The 16,301-nt window shown below is 58.8% G+C and carries 13 protein-coding genes; all 13 read left to right on the top strand.

Translation table 11 applies throughout. From position 1 onward, the window contains the following. Nucleotides 1-317: 317 nt before the first annotated feature. The 13 genes from IVA79_RS08670 (at nucleotide 318) to IVA79_RS08610 (ending at nucleotide 15,925) form a co-directional block, all read left to right on the top strand. Nucleotides 318-734 (top strand): response regulator, encoded by a 417-nt coding sequence (locus IVA79_RS08670; RefSeq protein ID WP_247551940.1) that lies wholly within the window; start codon nucleotides 318-320, stop codon nucleotides 732-734. Further along, a complete protein-coding gene (locus tag IVA79_RS08665) occupies nucleotides 731-1,363 on the top strand; it encodes a NodA family N-acyltransferase (protein WP_247551881.1) in 633 nt (210 codons plus the stop codon). Before IVA79_RS08670 ends, IVA79_RS08665 begins: the two co-directional genes overlap by 4 nt. Beyond that, a complete protein-coding gene (gene nodB / locus IVA79_RS08660) occupies nucleotides 1,360-2,019 on the top strand; it encodes a chitooligosaccharide deacetylase NodB (RefSeq protein WP_247551879.1) in 660 nt (219 codons plus the stop codon). The genes IVA79_RS08665 and nodB overlap by 4 nt, the downstream gene beginning before the upstream one ends. A gap of 14 nt (nucleotides 2,020-2,033) precedes the next feature. Further along, nucleotides 2,034-3,392 carry a chitooligosaccharide synthase NodC gene (nodC, locus tag IVA79_RS08655; protein ID WP_247551876.1) on the top strand — a complete coding sequence of 453 codons (1,359 nt, stop codon included), beginning with the start codon at nucleotides 2,034-2,036 and terminating at the stop codon, nucleotides 3,390-3,392. Between the two features lie 22 nt (nucleotides 3,393-3,414). Further along, complete coding sequence (gene nodS / locus IVA79_RS08650; protein WP_247551873.1) at nucleotides 3,415-4,044, top strand: nodulation methyltransferase NodS; 630 nt, start codon at nucleotides 3,415-3,417, stop codon at nucleotides 4,042-4,044. A gap of 11 nt (nucleotides 4,045-4,055) precedes the next feature. After that, entirely contained in the window at nucleotides 4,056-5,768 is a 1,713-nt protein-coding gene (gene nodU / locus IVA79_RS08645) for a nodulation protein NodU (RefSeq protein WP_247551871.1), read from the top strand. A 4-nt stretch (nucleotides 5,769-5,772) separates the two neighbouring features. Beyond that, nucleotides 5,773-6,687, top strand: coding sequence for a nodulation factor ABC transporter ATP-binding protein NodI (nodI, locus tag IVA79_RS08640; RefSeq protein ID WP_247333172.1), 915 nt, complete (start codon nucleotides 5,773-5,775; stop codon nucleotides 6,685-6,687). A 3-nt stretch (nucleotides 6,688-6,690) separates the two neighbouring features. After that, nucleotides 6,691-7,479 (top strand): ABC transporter permease, encoded by a 789-nt coding sequence (locus tag IVA79_RS08635; protein ID WP_247311328.1) that lies wholly within the window; start codon nucleotides 6,691-6,693, stop codon nucleotides 7,477-7,479. Nucleotides 7,480-7,677: 198 nt separating this feature from the next. Continuing rightward, nucleotides 7,678-9,690 carry a carbamoyltransferase gene (locus IVA79_RS08630; protein WP_247551869.1) on the top strand — a complete coding sequence of 671 codons (2,013 nt, stop codon included), beginning with the start codon at nucleotides 7,678-7,680 and terminating at the stop codon, nucleotides 9,688-9,690. 192 nt (nucleotides 9,691-9,882) lie between these two features. Continuing rightward, a complete protein-coding gene (locus tag IVA79_RS08625; protein ID WP_247551867.1) occupies nucleotides 9,883-10,857 on the top strand; it encodes a nodulation protein NodZ in 975 nt (324 codons plus the stop codon). Between the two features lie 983 nt (nucleotides 10,858-11,840). Then, nucleotides 11,841-12,608, top strand: coding sequence for an SDR family oxidoreductase (locus tag IVA79_RS08620; RefSeq protein ID WP_247551938.1), 768 nt, complete (start codon nucleotides 11,841-11,843; stop codon nucleotides 12,606-12,608). Nucleotides 12,609-12,800: 192 nt separating this feature from the next. Beyond that, entirely contained in the window at nucleotides 12,801-14,645 is a 1,845-nt protein-coding gene (nifA, locus tag IVA79_RS08615) for a nif-specific transcriptional activator NifA (RefSeq protein WP_247551865.1), read from the top strand. A 413-nt stretch (nucleotides 14,646-15,058) separates the two neighbouring features. Further along, nucleotides 15,059-15,925, top strand: coding sequence for an electron transfer flavoprotein subunit beta/FixA family protein (locus IVA79_RS08610; RefSeq protein ID WP_247551863.1), 867 nt, complete (start codon nucleotides 15,059-15,061; stop codon nucleotides 15,923-15,925). Nucleotides 15,926-16,301 lie beyond the last annotated feature (376 nt).

Below are 16,301 nucleotides of genomic sequence, written 5' to 3'. Positions count from 1 at the left end.
TAGCGCGTCTCAGCCCAGCGCCAGGGATCGATCAAGACATCTGGACCGTGCGGTCGCAGTTTCGCGCGTGTTGCGCAAGTCATATCTCGGCGAGCTAGCACGGTGGGGATCCGCAAATGTGCGTGGCCGTATAGGACGAGCAAACGTTCGTATGGCTTCGCCAACCCATTCTATACCGGCCGTGTACCGCCGTAGAATTGAGCGAACGCTCAACCTGGCCGTAGATTTCCCTCCAGTTGAACCCCTTCGGTTGCGAGTGCCAAATGTGTTTTGGTCGCATCCGATTACGTCCTTGCTGCGGAGAAATCGTGCGGAACATGCAGGCGAAGGCGTCCTTGGCGAATCTGATGCGAGTTGCGCACACGCTCGACGTCGTATCCATTGTGAATGCAGATCGGTCAGTGCGTGAAGCTCTGACAGATATGGTGTTTTCTGCGGGTTACGTACCCGAACCCTTCGAGAGCGCAGACGAATTCTTGAAATCGGGCCGCCGTTTGATCACGTCGTGCTTGATCGCGGACATGCAGTCGAGCGTGATGAGTGGCTTTGAGCTTTTCCATCATCTGGCTGCATCCGGAGGCGCGATTCCCACCGTTCTGCTCACAGACAACTCCGAAGACGACATGAGGCGAGTCCTGCAAGCTGGAGTCCAGTTCTTGAGCAAGCCTTTCGAGCGTAGCGAACTGCTGGCCTGCGTCAGGAGCCAGATAATGAATAGGAATTACTCTCTATGAAAATGATCGCGCCCGGATCCACACGAGGTGTTTCGGCGCGCCATCCAGTTCGTTGGAGGCTGTGCTGGGAGAATGAGCTTCAACTTGCTGACCATATTGAATTGTCCGACTTCTTCCGGAAGACCTATGGTCCGACCGGGGCATTCAATGCAAAGCCCTTTGAAGATCATCGAAGCTGGGCCGGCGCAAGGCCTGAGATTCGGGCAATCGGCTACGATGATCGTGGCGTCGCGATTCATATCGGCGCACTGCGCCGCTTCATAAAAGTTGGTGAGGTCGATCTGCTTGTGGCTGAACTCGGATTGTACGGGGTACGCCCGGATCTCGAGGGGCTCGGCATCAGCCATTCCATCCGCGTGATGTATCCCGTATTGCGAGATCTTGGCGTGCCGTTCGGCTTTGGCACGGTCCGATCCGCCCTGCAGAAACATATTACCAGGCTGCTCGGGCGACAGGGATTGGCGACTGTTTTGCCAGGGCTCCGTGTCCGGTCCACTCGTCCGGATATCTATCTCACTGTGCCTCCGACGCGCGTGGAGGACGTGGTCGTCCTCGTTCTGCCGATCGCGAGGCCAATGAGCGAATGGCCGGCCGGTGAGATGATTGAACGAAACGGGCCAGAACTGTGACGTTCGCAGACGACGAAACTAAAGCGCGGAGCGACTACGCCGACCCCGGCGGAGAGCACTGCGTCTATCTGACATTTGATGATGGGCCCAACCCGCATTGCACGCCGGCTATCCTAGATGTGCTGGCGCAGCATCGGGCCCCCGCCACCTTCTGCGTGATCGGTGGATATGCAGCAGGTCAGCCGGAGCTCATCCAGCGCATCATTGCAGAAGGGCACGAAATCGCAAACCACACAATGACGCACCCGGATTTATCCAAATGCATGCCGGATGAGGTGGAATACGAGATCCTCACGACGAACAAGGTCATCGGAATGGCCTGCCCCCGAGCCTCTGTGCGGCACATGCGTGCGCCGTATGGGATATGGACCAAGGAGGCCCTCGCTGCTTCGGCGAAGGCCGAACTGGTAGCCCTGCACTGGTCAGTCGACCCGCAAGACTGGTCTCGTCCTGGCGGCGAGGCAATTGTTGCCGCGGTGCTGGCCTCGGTCCGGCCGGGGGCAATCGTGCTCCTGCACGACGGGTGCCCTCCCGACGAGTTGGAACGCTGCCCTTACTCTGGTCGGCGCGACCAGACTGTGACGGCGCTCGCCCAGCTCATTCCAGCACTGCGTGACCGTGGATTCGCAATCCGGTCGCTTCCTCAAACTCACTGAATAGATCAATTCCCATGACCCTGCTTGCCACCATCAGCACCGTTGCTGTTGCCTCCTACGCGTTGCTCTCCAGCGTCCATAAGAGCGCGCAGGCGCTTTATGCGCTGCGAACCGACGCCTCACTGCCGCCGTACGACCCGGTCGACACCGGTGCTCTGCCCAGCGTGGATGTCATCGTGCCCTGCTTCAACGAGGACCCGCGCACGCTGGCGGCCTGCCTGAAGTCTCTCGCAAGCCAGGACTACCCAGGGCGATTGCAGGTCTATGTGGTCGATGACGGCTCTGCAAATGTGGCTGCAGTGGCCCCGGTCCATGGGAGCTATGCATATGACCCGAGGTTCAACGTCATTCTGCTGCCAAGCAACGTTGGAAAGCGCAAGGCGCAGATCGCAGCGATACGCCGGTCGTTCGGCGATCTCGTGCTCAATGTCGATTCCGACACGGAACTCGCCAGCGACGTGGTCAGCAAGCTCGTACGCAAGATGCAGGATCCGGCCGTCGGCGCGGCCATGGGGCAATTGACGGCCAGCAACCGGAACGACAGCTGGCTGACCCGATTGATCGACATGGAGTACTGGTTGGCTTGCAACGAGGAGCGCGCGGCGCAGACGCGCTTTGGTGCCGTCATGTGCTGCTGCGGGCCGTGTGCCATGTACCGCCGCTCCGCGCTGCTGTCGCTGCTGGACCAGTACGAGACGCAGTTCTTCCGGGGAAAGCCGAGCGACTTCGGTGAGGACCGCCATCTGACGATCCTCATGCTCAAGGCAGGGTTTCGAACCGAGTACGTTCCGGACGCCATCGCCGCCACGGTGGTCCCGGACAGGCTCTTGCCGTATCTTCGGCAACAGCTCCGCTGGGCGCGGAGCACTTACCGCGACACGCTGCTGGGTTTGCACCTGTTGCCCGGCCTGGACCGGTACCTTACGCTCGACGTGCTGGGACAGAACCTCGGGCCGCTGCTGCTCGCCATCTCATCGATTGCCGCGCTCGCTCAGCTCGCGCTCACCGGCACCGTGCCCTGGTGGACCGGTCTGACCATCGTCGGGATGACCATGATTCGATGCAGCGTGGCGGCCCTTCGTGCCGGCGAGCTTCGATTCATCGGCTTCTCGCTGCACACCCCGATCAACATCTTCCTCCTGCTCCCGATGAAAGCCTATGCGCTCTGTACCTTGAGCAACAGCGACTGGCTCTCGCGCAAAGTAGCGAAATCATCACACGTTGACGAATCGAAGGCCTCGATCGAAGACGCCACAACTGGACCAAGCCTTAACCCGGCATCGGAAACGCCTGGCTCAATTCGCGGGGCAGGACTTTCGCGCGCTCCCTCGCAGCTGATCACGTCTGATAGCATTGCGGCCGAGACTGACTGACAGCTTTGTTGGGGATTGAGTGGTGAGCGTGGACAAGACATATCAATCGTTGCAACGGGAGCTGACTAACGATGACCCGTGGCGGCTTGACGACAATCCGTTCGAACGTGAGCGTCACACCCAATTGCTACGGCTATCGCTGTCGAACGGCACCGTCTCAACCGGCCTCGAGATCGGGTGCGCGGCCGGTGCATTCACAGAGAAGCTTGCTCCTCACTGCAGACGGCTCACCGTCATCGATGTTATGCCGCGAGCAATCGGTCGAGCGGTCCAGCGGACCAAGAGGTGGTCGCATATCAGCTGGGCGGCGACCGATATTCTGCAGTTCTCGACCGAAGAGCTGTTCGATCTGATCGTGGTCGCCGAAGTTCTCTACTATCTCGAAGACATGAGACGGATGCGTACCGCAATCGACAAGATGGTGAAAATGCTTGCTCCAGGTGGGCATCTGATCTTCGGATCTGCACGTGATGCCACCTGCAGGCGATGGGGGCATGTCGCTGGCGCCGAGACAGTCATCACGATGTTGACTGAAGCGCTTATTGAGGTCGAACGCGTGCAGTGCCAGGGGCAGTCGGCTGACGAAGACTGCTTGTTGGTCCGCTTCCGCAATCCGGAGCGATCTTCGATCCGTCCTAACGGCCGAGCTTGAAAGGAGCCACTATGCGTATCTGCGGTATCAAGTTGACGCATGACGGGGCAGTCGCTCTGATCGAGGACGGCCGGGTGGTGTTTTGTGTCGAACAGGAGAAGCTGAACAACAATCCGCGTTATCAAACCATTGACAACCTGGATGCCGTTGTTAGTGCCTTGGCGGAGCACGGGCTGGATCCGAGCGATGTTGATCAGTTCGTGATTGATGGCTGGGATGGAGAGTTCGAGTCGCAGTTTGAAGTCCTTAGTGGGACGACGACCATCAAGCTCAAGGGCGCGCCGTATGTCGAACGGCAAGGCGATAGCCCCCTGACGTCCCGCGATCGCATCGGCCTCATGCTTGATGGGAAGCTATATCCCTATCAAAGCTATCCCCATGTCACCGGGCACGTAGCATCCGCATACTGCGCCAGCTCGTTTGCCAAATCCGCACAATCTGCTTTCTGCTTGGTGTGGGACGGCTGCATGTTTCCACGCCTCTACTATGTCGACCCCCACGGCATCCGGTTCATCGAGTGCCTGTTTCCGATGATAGGTCACGCCTATGCGACGGCAGGACATCACTTTGGACCTTACAGGCGGGCAGACCGGACCAGCTGGGATCTCGGTATTGCCGGCAAGCTGATGGCCTATATCGCGCTGGGATCGCCCGACGAGAACAGCATTAAGACGTTTCAGGAACTTTATGAGGCGCACTTCGTCACGGATGCTGAGCGCGCTTGTCCTGAGCTTGAAAAGGTCAACAGCTCACAAACGCCACTTGAAGCTCTGCACGACTTCTTCGATGCGTGCGCAATGCGATTGAAGGAAAAGAAAGCCGAAGACGTCCTTGCGTCATTTCACGTCTTTCTAGAGCGTCTGCTGGTTCGCACCATTGCTGATGTTGTGGAGCGGCATTCGGATCTTGCGGGGGCGCGTAACCTCTGCATAGCCGGCGGCTGTGGCCTGAATATTAAGTGGAATAGTGCATTTCGTGCGACCGGCCTGTTCGATGTCGTGTGGGTGCCGCCCTTTCCGAACGACAGCGGCTCAGCCATTGGTGCTGCTTGCTCTGGACTGGCGGCACAGCAAGGCTTTAGAGCTCTGGAATGGTCGGTCTACAGTGGACCGGCGGTGCGTCCCAGCGAAGTCCCGCCCGAATGGGAGGCCGCGCCCTGCACTATGGGCGAACTTGCGGCAATCCTCGCTTCCGACAAGCCGGTGGTCTTCCTTGCCGGGCGGGCCGAGCTCGGACCACGAGCCTTGGGTGGCAGAAGCATTCTCGCGGCTGCGAGCTGGGAAGGAATGAAAGATCATCTCAACGACATCAAACTTCGTGAGCATTTCAGGCCCGTAGCGCCGATATGCCTGGAGGATCGTGCGGCGGAGATTTTTAGCCCTGGAATACCCGATCCGTACATGCTGTTCGATCACCAGACGCGACCGGAATGGCGAGACAAAATTCCCGCCGTCGTGCATCTCGATGGATCTGCTCGTCTACAGACCGTTTCCAGAACCTCTCAGCATAAAGTGGCCGAGCTTCTCGTCGAGTACGAGAAGCTCACAGCCATTCCGCTGCTTTGCAATACCAGCGCCAATCTGCATGGACGCGGCTTTTTCCCGGATGCTGCCGCCGCGTGCCAGTGGGGACGCGTCGATCACGTATGGTGTGACGGCCTGCTTTGGACAAAAAAGCGCGGGAGCGAGGAAGCGGCGCGAACAACGTCCGTCGCGATAGCGTAAGCAAATGTCAACCGCGGCAGTCGACCTTTTCCAGGTGAGCAAGTTCTATGACGACAGGGTCGTCGTGGACGCTCTTTCGTTTACGGTCTCGCCGGGAGAGTGCTTCGGTCTGCTGGGACCAAATGGCGCGGGTAAAAGCACGCTTGCGCGTTTGATCCTGGGCGTTGCATCGCCCGACGCAGGTAAGATATGCGTGCTCGGCGAGCCAGTGCCGGCAAGGGCGCGCTTGGCGCGCCGGGGGATCGGGGTTGTCCCACAGTTCGATAACCTTGATCTTCAGCTCACGGTGCGCGAAAACTTGCTCGTTTTCGGGCGCTACTTCGCCATGAGCGCGGCTGAGGTGAAAGCGGTCACGCCGTCACTGCTCGAATTCGCGCGCCTGGAGAACAAGGCGGATGCCCGCGTCTCCGAACTGTCCGGCGGCATGAGGCGACGCCTGACGTTGGCACGGGCCCTCATTAACGACCCGCAGCTCTTGGTGCTTGATGAGCCGACGACCGGCCTTGATCCGCACGGCCGTCACCTGATCTGGGAACGCTTGCGCTCGCTATTAGCGCGCGGCAAAACGATCCTTCTCACCACCCACTTCATGGAAGAGGCGGAGCGATTGTGCGACCGCCTGTGCGTGCTTGAGCACGGCCGTAAGATCGCCGAAGGTCAGCCTCACGCGCTGATCGAGCAGCAGATCGGCTGCCAAGTAATCGAGATTTACGGCGGTAATCCGCATGAACTGCTGCCGCTGGTCAGACCACAAGTGCAGCGCGCTGAGGTGAGCGGGGAGACGCTCTTCTGCTATGTCACGGATCCAGAGCAGGTGCGCCTCCGGCTTGCCAACCGCACGGATCTCCGCTTTCTGCAGCGTCCTCCAAATCTGGAGGATGTCTTCTTGCGGCTAACCGGGCGAGAGATAAAGGACTGAACGATGTGGCAACGTTTTGCGCCGGCGCTCCCTGCTAATCCATGGAACTGGATCGCGGTATGGCGCCGCAATTTTTTGGTCTGGCGGAAAGTCGCTCTGGCATCGATTCTTGGGAATCTGGCCGAGCCGATGAGCTCTCTGTTCGGTCTCGGGTTTGGCCTTGGAATGATCATAGGTGGTGTTGAGGGGACCTCATACATCTCGTTTCTGGCGGCTGGCATGGTCGCTACAAGCGCGATGGTCTCCGCAACCTTCGAAACGATCTATGCGGCTTACGCTCGCATGCAGACAAATTGCACGTGGGAGGCAGTGCTCTGTACGCCCCTTACGCTCGGCGACATTGTTCTCGGTGAAGTGGCATGGGCAGCGAGCAAGGCCTTGCTCGCCGGGACAGCGATCACGATTGTCGCCGTCGCGCTGGGTTACGCAGAGTGGTCATCTATCCCCTATGCGTTACCAGCCATCGCCCTCACTGGCGTTACTTTCGCGAGCCTCGCAATGGTCGTTTCAGCACTTGCACCAAGCCACGACTATTTCATCTTCTACCAGTCGCTCATTCTCACGCCCATGATGTATTTGAGCGGGACCATCTTCCCAATGAGCCAGTTGCCCGGTTCATTTCAACGCATCGCGGCCTTATTGCCGCTGACTCATTCCGTCGATCTCATTCGTCCAGCAATGCTTGGTCGACCGGTCGACAGCGTCGGATTACATGTGGGCGCACTTTGCATCTACGCAGCATTTCCCTTCCTGGTCTCGGCCGTGCTGCTTCGGCAGCGCCTGATGCGGTGAGAGGAACAAAACCTAAAGCGAAGCATCGCGTGTGCGAGATGGGATATCGGGCGCAGCGAACTTCCAATCGCGTGCGACGCTTATAGGCGTCTCGTCAGCTAGCGATGCCTGATCGGCCCCGCGGCAACGTGCGGCCTACTCCCAAAGCAAGCGATACGAAATAGGCCAACAGGCCTCTCAGGATTAACGGAGAACAAAATGCTGTGTCTAGGATTGAGTGGCGGCCTCGACAGGGTCTATGAAAACCCCCTCGGACTACCGAACACGTTTCTGCACGACGGCGCCGCGGTACTTGTCAAGGACGGGCGCGTGCTCGCTGCCGTGGAAGAGGAGCGCCTCAACCGGATCAAACATTCAAACAAGCTCCCGAGCAGTGCGATTGAATACTGTCTTGCAGCCGCGGGTGTGGAGCTTCGCGACGTCGATCGTATTGCGTTCTACGCTACTGAAGCCTATTGCAATGCGATGCTCGAACGGTTGTTCATCTCACAACCGGAAATCTCAATTCCGCTAGATGCCAATCTGCTGTTACGGCACCTTCTAGCCACGGAGTTCGGTACCCAAGTTGATCCTTCGCGGGTGTCATTCGTAGGCCACCATCAGGCCCACGCCGTGAGCGCTCTGGCGATGTCGGGTTTTGAAGAAAGCCTGGTCCTCGCGATCGACGGTTGTGGCGACTTCCTGTCGGGTCTGTTGGCGGTCGGGTCGGGCACCGAAATGACCGAGCTTATGACGTTTCCAGAGAATAACTCTCTCGGACTGTTCTATCTGGAGACGATCCGATATCTCGGCTACGGCCTGTTCGACGAGTATAAGGTTATGGGACTGGCTCCTTACGGAGATCCCGCACGCTATCGCGAGCTCTTTTCCCAATTCTATGAGCTTTCCGCAAACGGTGGCTACCGCGTTCACCTCGACCGTATCGGTCCGGCATTGCTGCGCAATATTGAGGTCCGGCGAAAGGGGATGCCGTTCACGCAACAGCATCGAGATGTGAGCGCATCGTTGCAGGAGGCGCTGGAGCGGATCGTGTTTCACATTCTTCGGCATTACCGTGAGTCGACTGGAATGAAACGGTTGTGCCTGGCTGGCGGGGTGGCTCACAACTGCACGCTGAACGGAAAACTCCTGTATTCAGGCCTGTTCGAAGACATCTTCGTTCAGCCGGCTGCGCATGACGCCGGATGCGCATTGGGCGCGGCACTGATGGTGTCGAACGAGGCCGGCCAGCCTGCGCCTCGCGAGCGACTACAGGCGGTTTATTGGGGGCCAGATGTCGGCAGCGACGACAGCATCGAACAGGAACTGAAGGGATGGGCCGGACACCTCGAGATTGAACGGACCTCTGACGTCGCAACCAGAGCAGCCGAGTGGATGGCTGATGGCGCCGTGATCGGGTGGGTACAGGGCCGATCGGAGTTCGGCCCTCGTGCGCTCGGCAACCGCAGTATTCTTGCCGACCCGAGGCCCGCGGCGAACAAGGACCGGATCAATGCGATGGTCAAGAAGCGCGAGAGTTATCGACCATTTGCGCCATCGGTTCTGGAGGAGGATGCGGGCGCGTTCTTTGAGTTGCCGGATGGTCGCGCAGAATATCCCTTCATGAATTTCGTCGTTCGCGTGCGCGAATCCAAGCGTGCTTTGCTAGGCGCGATCACGCATATCGATGGTACGGCTCGGCTGCAGACGGTTTCCCGCACGAACAATGCCGCCTATTGGGAACTCATCAATGCGTTCAAGAGCCGGACAGGCGTCCCGATTCTGCTTAATACGTCCTTCAACAACAATGCCGAACCGATCGTAGATTCCGTTGCCGATGCGATTACGGCGTTTTTATCGACCGAGCTGGATGGTCTTGTAGTCGGGTCATTCCTCGTCAAGAAGCGGGCAACAACGCTCGAAAGCTGGACTGCACTCGCCGTATCACTGCCGCCCCATGTATCTCTTTACCGGGTTCGCGCTCATGCGGGCCGAGAACACCAGGAGACAGTCTGCGAGATCCGCATGGGTCACTCCAGCCAGGACAGCGTGCGCGTCTCGCATGACCTGTTCGACATGCTGATGCAAATTGAGAAGGAAGCTGTTCTTGCCGATCTTCTCGCCAGGGTCACTTCTGACAGGACTAGGCGAGAAGCTCTCGTGAACGAACTGCGCGGGCTCTGGGATCTGCGCCGTATTCGGCTGCATCCGTCACAGACTGCGCGGTCGTAAAAGGTGGGCAATGCGGAAGAGGGCTCCTTGGACGCCTCTTGCATGACCTGCCAATCGCGGTGCCGTGGAGGAGGGCTTCCGGGTTGATCGCCTTGCGTCCAGGTGACCAGCCGTCCATTGGCGTGGATCGGAATCGCAAGAGTAGGTGCGCCACACAAAACTAATCTTGCGCAACGAGAAGGGTTTGATAACTTGACGAAGGAACGCTTTGTTATTTCGCGCAGGCGTACCGGCTTTGGTGACTGCCTCTGGTCGCTGGCGTCAGCCTGGTCGTACGCGCAGCGGACCGGGCGGACGCTCGTCGTTGACTGGCGCGGTTCCTGCTACATCGACCAACCGTTCAGCAACGCCTTTCCGGTGTTCTTCGAGCCGCTTGAGGACATCGCTGGGGTCCCGGTGATTTGCGATGACCGGATCAACCAGCTCTCGTTTCCCGGACCGTTTTTCCCGCGGTGGTGGAATAGGCCATCGATCGACTGCATCAATCGTCCGGATGAGCAGATCTTCAAAGAACGTGACGAACTGACCGAGCTGTTCCAGGCAAGAGAAGATAACGAAGCCAACACCATTGTCTGTGACGCCTGCCTGATGTGGCGTTGTGGCGAGGAAGCCGAACGACTGATCTTTCGGAACATCAAGCTCAGGTCTGAGATTCAAGCGCGGATCGACGCCTTGTATGAGGAACACTTTAACGGCCACAGCATCATTGGCGTTCATGTTCGGCATGGCAATGGCGAAGATATCATGGAGCATGCGCCGTACTGGGCCGATTCGGAGCTCGCCCTTCGTCAGGTCTGCATGGCAATCCGTAAAGCCAAGGCTTTGCCATATCCAAAGCCTGTAAAGGTCTTCCTGTGCACGGACAGTGCACAGGTGCTCGATCGACTATCGGGTCTGTTTCCCGATGTCTTCGCCGTACCAAAACGGTTCCAGGCCGATCGGGCAGGGCCGTTGCATAGTGCGGAAATGGGAATTGAAGGTGGAGCTTCCGCTCTCATCGACATGTATCTTCTTGCGCGATGCGCTACAGTGATCCGCTTTCCCCCCACCAGCGCCTTCACGCGCTATGCCCGTCTGCTCGTGCCACGGATTATTGAATTCGACCAGAGCAAGCCGGAGCACTTGACCATGATCGATAACCCATACGAGCATTTCGCGGCTTCATGAAGCGCCAGAATGTGAGCCTGAGCAATGGAGGGCTAGATCATCGGTCTCCATACTGCTGGCTTCGACACCATCGCGTTTCGCAACGTCTCGCAGGATCGGTGGATGGCGACTTCCGTCCCGCAAGCGGCGGCTGACCGGCGCACCACCACGAATGCGGTGCGGTGGGAGGGCGAACACCTGCGAAGCGTAAGGCCAATGCCCGCGGGCGCCGGCGGCCTTGCCCCGCAATGCTTCGGGCCCTCCTGTGTAAGTCGAGCCGCGCGGAAAGGTTATGGTTCTGTCATCCACCAGCCAAATCCGCCATCGCTGGCCAGACGGTGAAAAGCAGGGCAATGGCGGTCCGGGGAAATCTGACGTAACAGACAGTCACGTCAGAATGTCCCAGCAGCAAGGAGGCGCGTCCGGTAGATGGATCGCCTTTGCTGGGCAACCCTTTTGCGGTCAGCTCGTTTTCTGAACGACGGCCTTGTTCATGCGCCGCTCTCAGAGTCCTTTCGGCCGGACGTGTGATGAACCGCGCGGCCGGCGGCCCATCGATATTGCTCAAGCGCCGCATGCGCGTACCATGGCCGACAGCAACTTGGACGAACTGGCCATTAAATCCTGATCTCCGCCAAAGGCAGCTAACCTATCTCGTCCAGCCCGCATGACCCACAGACCACTCATGGAGGACGAGGCAGTCAGCTCGCGCTGGAAACACCAGCCTCTCGGCTCGAAGGCTTAGCGCACGCAATGGGCAGCACACGGGAGCTCGACGACAGCCATTGCTGCGTTGCTTGTGTCGAAAAGCAAACAGGCCAGATGTTCGGAACCTGCCATTTGCGTCCTACAAGCGCGCCACCTGGGCCCTGCATCGCTCTGGCCCGGATCCTGCACCAGGTGTACAGGCGAGGGGGAGCGGAGGGGAGTCGCGTGTGAATCTAGGTCTACCAGATGACAATGCGGTCACAGCTCAATCGTCGGAAACGGACGCTCGCGGTCTAATTCACGCCGATGGAGGGGGCTGTCCGCTGCGTGAGCGGAAAACGCTGGTATTGACCGGGGCATCGCGCGGTATCGGTCGCGCCACCGGAAGATTGTTTTCGGAAGCCGGTTGGCGCATCATTTCTTGCGCGCGCCAACCATTCGACGCGGTGCGCTGCCCATGGGACTCAGAGGGGGATAGCTATATCGAAGTCGACCTGAGCGATCATCGGACGCTACCGCGCGTGATTGCCCAGATAAAGGAGCGCCTTGCCGGCGCACCGCTGCAGGGACTGATAAACAATGCCGGAAACTCACCAAAAACGCCAAACGGTGCCCGGCTTACGTCGCTGGCGACCTCAGTCGATACCTGGATGAGCGTGTTCCACCTCAATCTGGTGGCGCCCATCCTGCTCGCTCAGGGTCTGTTCGATGAGCTAAAAGCGGCTTCAGGCTCGATCGTCAATGTGACTTCGATCGCCGGAGCGCGGGTGCATCCATTTGCAGGCACGGCATATGCCACGTCGAAAGCTGCGCTCGCTTGTCTTACGCGCGAAATGGCGCACGATTACGCCTCACATGGCATTCGCGTCAATGCGATCGCGCCCGGCGAAATCAAGACGGACATTTTGTCGCCTGACACGGAAGCGTATCTTGTGCCAAAGATCCCACTACGCCGGGTGGGTACACCCGAAGAGGTCGCCAAGGTCATTTTCTTCCTATGTTCAGATGCGGCGAGTTATGTCACTGGCGCCGAAGTGCCGATCAATGGCGGGCAACACTTGTGAGTGAATCCGTCCCTGGCGAACCCGGCTAACTGAGCTTCATCGATGGAAGCCATGTTGGTCGGGGCGAATCCGCGAAGCGAGTTGGAAAGAATAAAGCGGAAAATCTAATCCCTGTAAGTGCTGCCGGCGTGCCATGAAGAGGCGTCATCTCTCGCCCGCGCCCTGAGAACTGGATGTCAGATCGAGGCAGGCATGCAACACGAGTCTAACAAGTCCGATCGAGGTGATGGGGAGGATCAAGAAAAGAACGGAGAAGTCACTATGCTGGACAGCGTTTCCCTGCGCGAAAGACCAAACTCAACCTCCGACGCGGGCCCTTCCGCTTCTGCGGGCCCTTCCGCTTCTGTTCTGCCGTCGCAAGAGAAATCGCTAAGCACGATCTTTGAAATAGCGCACACGCTCACCGGCCTATGCCGGCTCGAAGCCAAGCTGGCGAGCGTCATCGAGCGTCTGCCATCGCTCGTGCAGATGCGGCGCGGCATCGTATGTTTGTTCGAACATGACGGGGTGCCCCAGATCATCGTAGACGACGGCCGGAGCGCAGGGCGCGACGCGCGTTGCGGGGGGCGCTTGCCGCAAGGAGCAATTGATCAAATTGTGGCGACGGGGCGGCCGCTCATCGTCGAGAACGTAGCGCTACAGCCGATCTTCAGTTCTTCGGACGTCGAGATGCTAGACGCCGCCGGTAAAACGTGTGTTGCGTTCATCGGCGTTCCCATAGAGATTGACGAGAAAGTTGTGGGTACGCTGAGCATCGACCGCATCGCAGACAACGGGACGCATGCGCAGCTCGACGACGACCTCCGCCTGCTGACGATGGTCGCAAGCCTTCTGGGCCAGACGGCGAAGCTGCATTGCATCTTTGTGCGCGATCGCGGGCGGCTTTTGGACGAGGAGTTCCGGCTGCAGAAGCAGCTGTCGTCCGAGCTCAAGCCTCATGAGCGGGAGCATAAGAAGGTCCAAGTCGCGGGAATTATCGGCGACAGTCCGGCGCTGCGAGCGATGCTTGAGAAGATCGAGCTGATCGCAAAATCGAATAGCACCGTTCTGTTGCGTGGCGAATCGGGTACCGGCAAAGAGCTGGTCGCGAAGGCTATTCACGAGCGTTCAGCGCGCGCCAAACGCCCGTTTATCAAGCTGAATTGCGCAGCCCTCACCGAGACAGTGCTGGAATCCGAATTGTTCGGTCACGAGAAGGGGGCGTTTACGGGCGCATTCAACGCGCGGAAGGGGCGCTTCGAACTCGCCGACAAGGGAACGTTGTTTCTGGATGAGATTGGCGAGATTTCGGCCTCGTTCCAGGCGAAACTCCTGCGCGTGCTTCAGGAGCAGGAGTTTGAGCGGGTGGGCGGCAATCAGACGATCAAAGTCGACGTCCGCTTGATTGCAGCCACGAATAAGAATCTTGAAGAGGCGGTGGCAAGGAAGGAGTTTCGTGCCGATCTCTATTATCGCATTAGCGTGGTTCCTCTGCTACTGCCGCCGCTGCGCGATAGACGCACTGATATTCCGCTTCTCGCCGCTCGATTCTTGAAGAACTTCAACAATGAGAACGGCCGTGCTCTGGTCTTCGATTCAAGTGCGGTTGACGTTCTTATGAATTGCGGATTTCCCGGTAATGTCCGCGAGCTGGAGAACTGTGTGCAGCGGACCGCGACCCTGGCGCACGGATCATCGATCGGAAGAGACGATTTTGCCTGCTGGCACGGGCAATGCCTGTCGGCCACGCTATGGAAGTGCGGGCCGGAGCAAGTGGCGCGACAGCCGAGCCCGATAATCTCACTTCCCACAAGGCTGAGCATGCCGCCGACACAACCTGTGGCACACGATCAGCCGGTCGGTACCGAACTGACGCCGCTAGAGCCACCCGGCCGACCTAGCATAGGTGCCGCCAAGGTCACAGATCGCGAGCGCGTAGTCGCGGCGATGGAAAGGTCCGGGTGGGTACAGGCCAAGGCGGCGCGCTTGCTTGGACTGACGCCGCGCCAGATTGGCTATGCCTTGAGAAGGCACGGTATCGAGATCAAGCGCTTCTGAATAAAGAGTAGGCTCGCGTGTCTCTCGCTCGCCCGGGCGCGGTAGGAGAGCGTGCAAGAGGCGGTACTCTGGTCCATGAAGCGGATACGAAACCGATGTGCTCTGCTTAGGGGTGGCCATGCCGGTAAGCGTAAGCCCTCTTCGCGTCAGCCGGTGCTGGTCATCGTCCGCTTGCAATGTATTCGCCCTATGAGAAATGATTAGGTGTCGAACTAGCGCAAGATCGCGGCCGCGCCGTTTATGGCGCAGCTCAGATCAGAGAGATCACGTCCGCTTTACGCAGCCCGTCGCAGTCCCCAACGGTCTCACCGTCAGTCGCCAGCCGTTGCATTCGTCTCTCATAGGCGAAATGCCTGGGCTGGTATGACAGTTGCTATTCGTGGGGAGCCTGCTCAACATCTTAGGAGAAGCATATGCACAGCATCGTCTGCATCAAACAGGTCCCCGACTCCGCACAAATCCGCGTGCATCCTGTCACGAATACGATCATGCGTCAGGGCGTGCCGACAATCATCAACCCATATGATCTGTTCGCACTGGAAGCTGCGCTCGAGCTACGAGACAAGTTCGGCGGCGAAATCACTGTTCTCACAATGGGGCCGCCGTCGGCCGAAGAATCTCTCCGAAAGGCGCTGACATTTGGTGCCGATCGTGCTGTCCTGCTCACTGATCGTAGTTTCGCGGGCTCCGATACGCTGGCGACGAGTTACGCGCTGGCGTGCGCGATTCGCAATATCGGGAAGGAATATGGCCCACCAGACGTCATATTCACCGGCAAGCAGACTATCGACGGCGATACGGCGCAGGTGGGACCTGGCATTGCGAAGAGGCTCGGGGTCCAGCAGCTTACTTATGTTTCCACAATCAAAGCGTTGGACTTCAAAGTACGCACGATCGATGCGGAACGGCGCTGCGAAGGAGGAGTCCAGGTGCTGCGTTCCAAGCTTCCTTGTCTCATCAGCATGTTAGAGGCAAGCAATCAAATTCGCCGCGGTGCAATGATCGATGCCTTGCGTGCAGCCCGTGCCTCAATCGTAAAATGGAGCGCTCAAACTGCCGGCGTGGATGACATGGCCAAATGCGGTCTGAGGGGGTCGCCGACCGTCGTCAAGCGTGTCTTCGCGCCCTCCGCACGAGCGGAGAAGGCGACGTGGGTGGAAGCGACCGAGCAGCCGGCCCAAGCGTTGATCGACGCCATGTTCAAGCGCAACCCTACGCTCGAGACGGAGCTCGCACAGCTTGCGCGTGGTACCTCATCCGCGCAAACTAGCGGTGCGTGAAGTCGCGGCTGATCGAGCGGAGCCAGAGATGGCCCGGGTCGTGGTCATGCATGGGCCCGTCGGTCGGTCACTAGGCACGATTGAAAGCTTTTCGACCGCTCGCTGAGGTTTGCGAGCTGCGATACACCGGTCCACTGGGGAATTCATGCAACCTCAAGACGTGCCCGTTAAGTTTGCTTGGCAGCGCACGTGAAGCTCGCGCGAGGGATGTATCTCCCTCGCGCGAGCTCTGCCGTGTTTCACGTAACCGCAAAGTGCGAGCATTATCATCGCGCCGCTCGACCACAGAACGAATCGAGCGTGGCGATAGTGCTCAGCCATTCCCGTCAACATAAGCCACGGCTCGTCCCGATACTGCTCGACTCGCATATGAAGA

The sequence above is a fragment of the Bradyrhizobium sp. 138 genome, assembly GCF_023074075.1.
Lineage (GTDB): Bacteria > Pseudomonadota > Alphaproteobacteria > Rhizobiales > Xanthobacteraceae > Bradyrhizobium.
Note: the sequence above shows the minus strand (reverse complement) of the source record. Positions and strands in the feature narration are given on the sequence as shown.

Excerpts from the sequence above, each read along its gene's own strand:
- IVA79_RS08670 (WP_247551940.1), top strand. The coding sequence starts at position 318 with ATGCAGGCGAAGGCGTCCTTGGCGAATCTGATGCGAGTTGCGCACACG.
- IVA79_RS08665 (WP_247551881.1), top strand. The coding sequence starts at position 731 with ATGAAAATGATCGCGCCCGGATCCACACGAGGTGTTTCGGCGCGCCAT.
- nodC (WP_247551876.1), top strand. The coding sequence starts at position 2,034 with ATGACCCTGCTTGCCACCATCAGCACCGTTGCTGTTGCCTCCTACGCG.
- nodU (WP_247551871.1), top strand. The coding sequence starts at position 4,056 with ATGCGTATCTGCGGTATCAAGTTGACGCATGACGGGGCAGTCGCTCTG.
- nodI (WP_247333172.1), top strand. The coding sequence starts at position 5,773 with ATGTCAACCGCGGCAGTCGACCTTTTCCAGGTGAGCAAGTTCTATGAC.
- IVA79_RS08635 (WP_247311328.1), top strand. The coding sequence starts at position 6,691 with ATGTGGCAACGTTTTGCGCCGGCGCTCCCTGCTAATCCATGGAACTGG.
- IVA79_RS08630 (WP_247551869.1), top strand. The coding sequence starts at position 7,678 with ATGCTGTGTCTAGGATTGAGTGGCGGCCTCGACAGGGTCTATGAAAAC.
- nifA (WP_247551865.1), top strand. The coding sequence starts at position 12,801 with ATGCAACACGAGTCTAACAAGTCCGATCGAGGTGATGGGGAGGATCAA.
- IVA79_RS08610 (WP_247551863.1), top strand. The coding sequence starts at position 15,059 with ATGCACAGCATCGTCTGCATCAAACAGGTCCCCGACTCCGCACAAATC.